This is a genomic window from Arthrobacter sp. SO5 (assembly GCF_020532805.1).
Taxonomy (GTDB): domain Bacteria; phylum Actinomycetota; class Actinomycetes; order Actinomycetales; family Micrococcaceae; genus Arthrobacter.
This window is the reverse complement of the sequence record NZ_MQTQ01000083.1, coordinates 46492-52849: the sequence shown is the minus strand read 5'-3', so window position 1 is coordinate 52849 and position 6358 is coordinate 46492. Positions and strand designations below refer to the sequence as shown.

The following is a 6358-nucleotide window of genomic DNA, read 5'->3' as shown; positions in this document are numbered from 1 at the left end:
GAACGTCGCCCTCCGCGAGCTAGCCCACGCCAGCGCAGCCGGGGAAGTCACCAGAGCGAAGACAGACCACTCCCGCCATTTCGTTTTCAGCCTTCTCCGCGTCTTCGGACCCAGCACACCCTCCTCCGAGGTGAACGCAGCCGAGTCCCACTACAAAGCAGCGCTGATGACACGTAAATTCGGACTCAACAGGAACTGATCGAGCCGCCGGGCGTCCGCGTGCGGGTACCCAATGGGCAAGGAGATCGTGTTCGTCCGCCCCAACCTCCGTCACCCGGTTCCGCCGGTCAGGTTCTGACGCCGCCCCTCGACACCAGAGCGGCACCAGGGCGCTGGAGCATTCATCCGCCCGTCACCCGCCGCTGGTACCCTCGGCCGATGAACGACACCCTGCCCGAACCACGCATCACCACCACCGCAGCCAATGCCACCACCATCAAGGACCTCTCTGACCGTGCAGGCTTTGACGAGCAGTTCCTCGGCCGCCGGGTGCCGATCCCATCCATCAACGACGTCGAGACGACCCTGCTGCCCTACACCCACTTCTCGGTGCTCATGCGGCCCGACAAGCGTCTGGCCGCCATCACGGCGCTCGGCATCGACGGAAAACAACTCATAAACCTCGACCGATCCGGCATCAACTGGCGCCTTGATCCCCGGCTGGCCGAGGACCAGCAGACCGGAGAGAGGGTCTACGCGCGCAACAACATCGACCGCGGGCACCTCGTCCGGCGGGCCTCCGCCGCCTGGGGCGACACCCGGGCCGAGGCGGCCCAGGCAAACGAGGACACCTTCCACTACACGAACGCGGCCCCGCAAGCGGCGACGTTCAACCAGAGCCTCGAGCTCTGGCTCGGACTGGAAACCTACTTGTTGCAGAACGCCGCCGACAACGGCCGGCGGCTGATCGTGTTCACCGGGCCGATCTTCAGCGACATCGATCCCGTGTACCGGGGCGTGCAAATCCCCCTGCGGTTCTTCAAGGTCGCGGTGTTCCTCGAGAGCGGGTCACTGGCCGCCACGGGCTATGTCGTGGACCAGACGCCGCAGCTGAAAGACCTACCGGACGTGCCGCGGCCGGGCGCCGTACATGATGGTGACGCTCCCCCGCTGGGCCCGTTCAAGACGTTCCAAGTCCCCATCCGCGACATCGCAGCACTGACCGGCCTCAACATGACCCACCTCAGCGCCATCGACCGGATGCCGATTGCCGCATCACTGCCCACCGCCCGGATCACCTCAACCTGGCGGGAGCTCACCAGCCCCGAATGCCTCGACCTGGACTTCGACCTCCAGCACTAAGCCGATAGCAGCCAACCCCAGACTTCCTACGCCAACACCCTCCCCGCTCATCAAAGGGGGATGCCTCCTTTGCTGAGAACAGGCGATGCGCGACACACTGCTGAGACAGAACATGGACATGAACTACGCCGCCACTGCTGGGGTTCACCCACCGGTTGCCAAGCCCCGCCTTACGTCTAAGCAAAGGATCCTTTGCCTGGACCGACGGCACGGGTCGGCGTCAACTGCGGGCCGGGTCGCTCAGTGGCGGAGGTGAATCTCGTGGTCGAGGCCGAGGAGCCAGGGTTGGATCCTTGTTCGGGCCAGTGGCAGAACGACTCCGACGATGGCTGGGACGGCGCGCACGATGCGGCCCGGCAGAGTTTGTGATCGTGGGACCATCATCATCCTTGTGATCTCGCGGACGACTTTCTGCACGATGGGGCGCCGGAGGTGTTCGTAGTCCTTCAGCCGTCCCTGGTCGAAGAGGGTGGCGAACACAAACGCGTCCTCGATGCCGAGGTTCATGCCGCGGGCTCCGATGCCGGCATGGGTGTGAGCGGCATCGCCGCCGAGATGGACCCGGCCGTGACTGAACTTCGCGGCTACCCGGTTGGACACTTGGAAACTGGACTCCCAGTGAACCGGTCCGATCTTGGTGCCGGCAGGGAGGGCCCCGAGGAGGTCTGCCCCGCTGCCCAGGACGCGCCAGAGATTCCCGGCGTGACGGACCACGAACATCCCTCCATCGGCGAGAAGGAAGATATTTGCCTCATCCGGGGGCAGCGGCGTTTCGAGCTCGACGTCGAACAGTTGCCACGGTTCAGGGTAAGTGGTGCCTTCGAAGTCGACGCCGAGCAGGTTCCGCACCGTACTGGTGGCACCGTCCGCGCCGAACACGGTGCTCGCAAGGATCACTTGCTCCCCTGAAGAGGAGCGGGTGGTCACCTCCACGCCGGCATCACCCTGCTCCAGATTCGTTAGTTCCACGCCCCGTTCGACGACCCCGGAGCGCTCCTGAACGGCCTCGGTCAGGATCCGCTCGGAGTCAGCCTGACTCTGGACACAAAGGAACGGGTACTCATCAGCGACATCATCGAGCTGCAGGGTACCCAGCACCTTCCCGCGACGGCGGATGTTGATGCGTTCAAGCTTCCGACCGTTGGCGATGAACGATTCCGAGACACCCGATGCGGACAGGAGATCGAGGGTGCGCGCGTTGACGCCGAACGCCTTCGAGAACGACGACGGTTCACTCCGCCGATCGATGAGGCGGACCCTGTGCCCCTGATCCAGGAGGAACAGCGCCGCGGAGAGCCCCGTCGGCCCCGCACCGACGATCAGAACGTCCGTCTTCGCCTGCATGCCCGACTCCCCTGGTTGATAGCATCTGCTTGCTATAGTCGTATTGTAAGTGCCTACTGTCAATAGGGCGGCTGGTCTGCTGGTTGGGACCTCAAGAGCGCGCAGTGAAAGGCTTCGGTATCAGGGACCGGCATCCAAACCGGTCCGTGCAGCCAATGCTGGGAAGCCCAATCGGCCCGGCCTGCCCGGTCGGACGCTTCGTTGAGCGGCGTCGGTATCGACGCTGCCGGGCTTCTGTACTGCGCCATACTTGGGTCGTGGTCTTGCGCCTCGCGCACGAACCTCCGACAACGATCACGGCCCCTGAAGGAGTGTGAGTGGATGCCTGCTTCGATTCCCGAAAGCCGGATTCTCGAGGCCACACTCGAGGTGTGGCGCGAGGAGGGATACCGTTCGGCCACCACCCGTAAGATCGCGGAACGCGCTGCGGTGGGCGAGGTCACTCTGTTCCGCCGATTCGGCGCCAAGTCCGACCTCTTCACCGCTGCCCTTGCTCACGAATCCGCGCGCATGGGTAACCTTCAGCTCGTCTATACAGGCGAGGCGGAACACGACATCCTGCTGATCGCCACCGCCTACACCCAACTCGTGGAAAGAAACGCAACGATCATGCTGGACTTCTTGCAATCCGCGCCGGACAGCCCCGAACTGTCGGCAGTCGGCACCGTGCCGCTACGGGTCATGACTGAACTGGCCGAGATCATTCAACGCCATCAGGCTGCCGGGACGCTCCGCGGAGGCACCCCCTACGATCTCCTCGTTTCACTCCTCAGTCCGATCCTGATGAAGAGACTGCTCACGAAGGCGCAACCGGGTATCCCCTTGGCCAACGATGTACACGCAGACGTCCAATTCTTCCTGTGCGGCTACGGGCAGCTTCCGACCACGAAGTAGCGCGTGGAGCAGTTCCCCAATACAGCGGGATCGCCGCATTTCCAGCTGCGCGATCAGGACGAGTGAAGAAACTATCTGTCCGATGATTCATCAAAGGCCGTTCTTCCTGCAAAGGATCCTTTCCTGAGATGGCCGGGAAACGAACCGTATACAACTGCGGCGATGGCCCGATAGTTCTTTCCAAGTTCCGTCGCGGGCCTGGTTCCCGTTAGCGGATCGGTGCAAGCGACTTCGAAACCTAGCGGCGAGAGGCAGGCAGCCTACCTATCCGGGCCACGGTCGGCCCTCTAGGGCCAGGCTTCTCAGCATCCCCGCCGAGCATCCGTCCGGACCGCTTGGAACGATGTGTCAAAACTGTCGTCCCCGCCGCGTCCACTCCGCGGATCCTCAATCGATGCTCATGCCCGCTCTCGAGAGGCAAGTCTTCGTTCCAGGGACGCCTGGAACCGAATCAAGTATCCGTCGGGATCCACCACCAGAAACTGTGTGACGCCGGATTCGTACTCGCCGGTTCTGTACCACCGGCTCTCCGGCGCCATGAAGAGCGGCCAGCCTCCGGCTTCCAGCGCATCTACAAGCGGTTCGATCGACGGAACTGAAACCTGAAAGTTAATCCCGCGCCCGAGTGGACGTTCAAGATTCCCGGTGATCCAGTTGCGACCCATTCCAGCCTGCTCAAGCATCACGTGCGCCGAGCCGCTGCCAATGTAGGCGAAGCCCTCATGGATCCGGTGATAGAGCACCGCGAACCCGCACAGCCGACACCAGAAATCCAGGCTCGTGTCGAGATCCGTGACCAGGAGCTCCGGCACCAAGCCCGGATCGGGTGCAACAGTAGCTGTCGTCATATCTTCCCCTTGCTCACAAACGGTTTCCGCGCCAACCCCGGGAATCAGCCAACCCGTCTCATCTATCGGTCATATTTACCACTAAACATGGTCCCTGACTCCCAGTCTCAGCCGTTAGGACCACCGCAGCGCGCCAACGGCCACAAATCCTCCCACCGCGCTGGCCGTCGGGTCAGGTCCGTTCCGAAGAATCATCCACAGGAAATGAGTAACCACCGTGGCAGCCGACTACGACGAAGTAAAACCCGACGTCGCTGAATCCCGCAACGCCTCTCTGGAGGCCCTGAAGGCGTCCAACTCCCCCGACGCCCGCAGCGTCGTGCTGGAACTCGACGAAACAGACACCGTCGACGGCGTAGAACTCCCTGGCGCCGACCTCTCCGGTGAAGAACTCATTGTCCAGGTGATACCCCAAGCAGAGGACGAGTTCACCTGCTACTCCTGCTTCCTCGTCCGCCACCGCTCACAGATCGCCCTCCGCAAGGGCGCCCATGCATTCTGCACCGACTGTGAAGACTGAGCCGGCGCTGCTCGTCAACTGTCTTTGAGCCGCCGTCCCCCGGGGAGATTCTCGCCCCAGGACGGGTACATTTCGCCGTCGTTGTGCTCTGCTTCGCGACGGGCCGTCTCCGCTTCGATCGCCTTCGCAACGAAATGACTCCAGGTGTTATCCCCCTCGGCGTAGCTGGTCGCACGGTACGCGGCCCGCGCCCGGTTCCGCAACGCGGCGGGGATGCCCACCGTCATATTCGCAGTTTCGGCTTCTTTGGGTTCCGCCTTCTTGGACGTCTCCGGCCGGTGACCGGGAAGCATCCGTGCCAGCGGAGCCTCCGCGGCCGGCGCTGCCGTGCGGCGCGGAGGCAGTCCAAGTGCGGGGCGGCTGGGTGTGGCTTCGGCGCTCACGCGTTAACCTCCTGAGATTCTGCGACGGCGATGCGCCTGGTCACTTCCATGGCGACTGCGTGGAGGTCTTCGGCCACGCTGGACGCCGACTTCGGCCCGGCATTGCCGGCTTTCGCTTCACCGCGCAGGACCTCCCACCACTTCGGGCCTTTACTGAGCTCCCGCTCGAGCTCGTGGGCCAGCAATCCACGCTCACGGCACGCCTGCGCCGTGGCCTCCGCGTGGCGGATGCTCATCGGGAACAACACTTCGTCTGTTCCAAAATCCGCGGTGAGGTGGTCGCGGGTGACCTTGTGCACCTGCTTGGAATTCGTACCGGTACCGACGAGGACGACGCCCAGTAGGTCCAGAGTGGGATTGAGGCCCACGACGCTGTCCATGCGTGCCGCGACGGCGGCGACACCCTTACGACTGGACATATCTGTCTTCAGCGGAACCAGTGCATAGCGGGCTGCAGCCACCGCGGCCGCCTGAAGCGGCTCATTTCCCGGCGGGCAATCCAACAGGACCAGATCGTACTCCCCCGCGACGTTGGCAAGCAGTTTGGCGAGAGCCAGCTGCGCAGCGTCACGATCCTTCTGGGCTTTGGCTCCAAGGAACGCCGCAGCATCGTCGAGATGGGGGCCCCCGGCTATGACATCCAGGTTGGGTCGGACGCCGGTCAGCAGGTCGGGTTCTCCCCCGAAACATAACGAAGCCGCCAGGCTTCTGCCGCCGTCACCCTGGTCGGCGTAACCGAGGTCCTCAGCAAGGTTTCCTTGAGGGTCTAGATCCACGAGGAGCACACGCGATCCGCCCTCGGCAAGGAGTCCACCTACGTTGGCAACAAGGCTGGTCTTGAAAACCCCGCCTTTGCCGTTGATTACCGCGATTACTCGGCTTAGGGCGCCGCGGTCCAGATCGTGTTTCATAAATTTCCTTCCAAAGTTATTCCAGCGTAGCCAGCAACACTGGCTTTCCTTGTGAAGCTTGCTTCCGTGTCTTTACTTTTTTCACTTGTGGATACAGCGAACCAAGTTAAAACGTTTTAAGCATGTTTGCTGGTTTCACCGTATTCACTTGTGAAT

Annotated in this window: 7 protein-coding genes and 1 pseudogene; 4 read left to right on the top strand and 4 right to left on the bottom strand. The window is 62.8% G+C overall.

The window, feature by feature from the left end; genetic code table 11:
- Together BJG92_RS15530 and BJG92_RS15525 are read left to right on the top strand one after the other, a co-directional pair.
- Positions 1-199, top strand: a pseudogene (locus tag BJG92_RS15530) (GIY-YIG nuclease family protein); the annotation flags it as partial.
- Positions 200-378: 179 nt separating this feature from the next.
- Complete coding sequence (locus tag BJG92_RS15525; RefSeq protein ID WP_232084891.1) at positions 379-1302, top strand: DNA/RNA non-specific endonuclease; 924 nt, start codon at positions 379-381, stop codon at positions 1300-1302.
- Between the two features lie 240 nt (positions 1303-1542).
- Here BJG92_RS15525 and BJG92_RS15520 read toward each other — a convergent pair whose 3' ends face one another.
- A complete protein-coding gene (locus BJG92_RS15520) occupies positions 1543-2646 on the bottom strand; it encodes an NAD(P)/FAD-dependent oxidoreductase (protein ID WP_232084890.1) in 1104 nt (367 codons plus the stop codon).
- Between the two features lie 321 nt (positions 2647-2967).
- Here BJG92_RS15520 and BJG92_RS15515 point away from each other — a divergent pair, with 321 nt between their 5' ends.
- Positions 2968-3540 carry a TetR/AcrR family transcriptional regulator gene (locus BJG92_RS15515; RefSeq protein WP_232084889.1) on the top strand — a complete coding sequence of 191 codons (573 nt, stop codon included), beginning with the start codon at positions 2968-2970 and terminating at the stop codon, positions 3538-3540.
- 398 nt (positions 3541-3938) lie between these two features.
- Here the strand turns inward: BJG92_RS15515 and BJG92_RS15510 are convergent, their stop codons facing one another.
- The gene (locus BJG92_RS15510) at positions 3939-4388 is read right to left on the bottom strand and encodes a VOC family protein (protein WP_232084888.1); all 450 of its coding nucleotides are present in this window, start codon (positions 4386-4388) and stop codon (positions 3939-3941) included.
- 217 nt (positions 4389-4605) lie between these two features.
- Between BJG92_RS15510 and BJG92_RS15505 the strand changes: the two genes are divergently transcribed.
- A complete protein-coding gene (locus BJG92_RS15505) occupies positions 4606-4908 on the top strand; it encodes a DUF4193 domain-containing protein (protein WP_232084887.1) in 303 nt (100 codons plus the stop codon).
- A gap of 14 nt (positions 4909-4922) precedes the next feature.
- Here BJG92_RS15505 and BJG92_RS18570 read toward each other — a convergent pair whose 3' ends face one another.
- Together BJG92_RS18570 and BJG92_RS15495 are read right to left on the bottom strand one after the other, a co-directional pair.
- Positions 4923-5291, bottom strand: coding sequence for a hypothetical protein (locus tag BJG92_RS18570; RefSeq protein ID WP_232084886.1), 369 nt, complete (start codon positions 5289-5291; stop codon positions 4923-4925).
- Positions 5288-6202, bottom strand: coding sequence for a ParA family protein (locus BJG92_RS15495; RefSeq protein WP_232084885.1), 915 nt, complete (start codon positions 6200-6202; stop codon positions 5288-5290). Before BJG92_RS15495 ends, BJG92_RS18570 begins: the two co-directional genes overlap by 4 nt.
- Positions 6203-6358 lie beyond the last annotated feature (156 nt).

Excerpts from the sequence above, each read along its gene's own strand:
- BJG92_RS15510 (WP_232084888.1), bottom strand. The coding sequence starts at position 4,388 with ATGACGACAGCTACTGTTGCACCCGATCCGGGCTTGGTGCCGGAGCTC.
- BJG92_RS15495 (WP_232084885.1), bottom strand. The coding sequence starts at position 6,202 with ATGAAACACGATCTGGACCGCGGCGCCCTAAGCCGAGTAATCGCGGTA.
- BJG92_RS15515 (WP_232084889.1), top strand. The coding sequence starts at position 2,968 with ATGCCTGCTTCGATTCCCGAAAGCCGGATTCTCGAGGCCACACTCGAG.
- BJG92_RS15525 (WP_232084891.1), top strand. The coding sequence starts at position 379 with ATGAACGACACCCTGCCCGAACCACGCATCACCACCACCGCAGCCAAT.
- BJG92_RS15520 (WP_232084890.1), bottom strand. The coding sequence starts at position 2,646 with ATGCAGGCGAAGACGGACGTTCTGATCGTCGGTGCGGGGCCGACGGGG.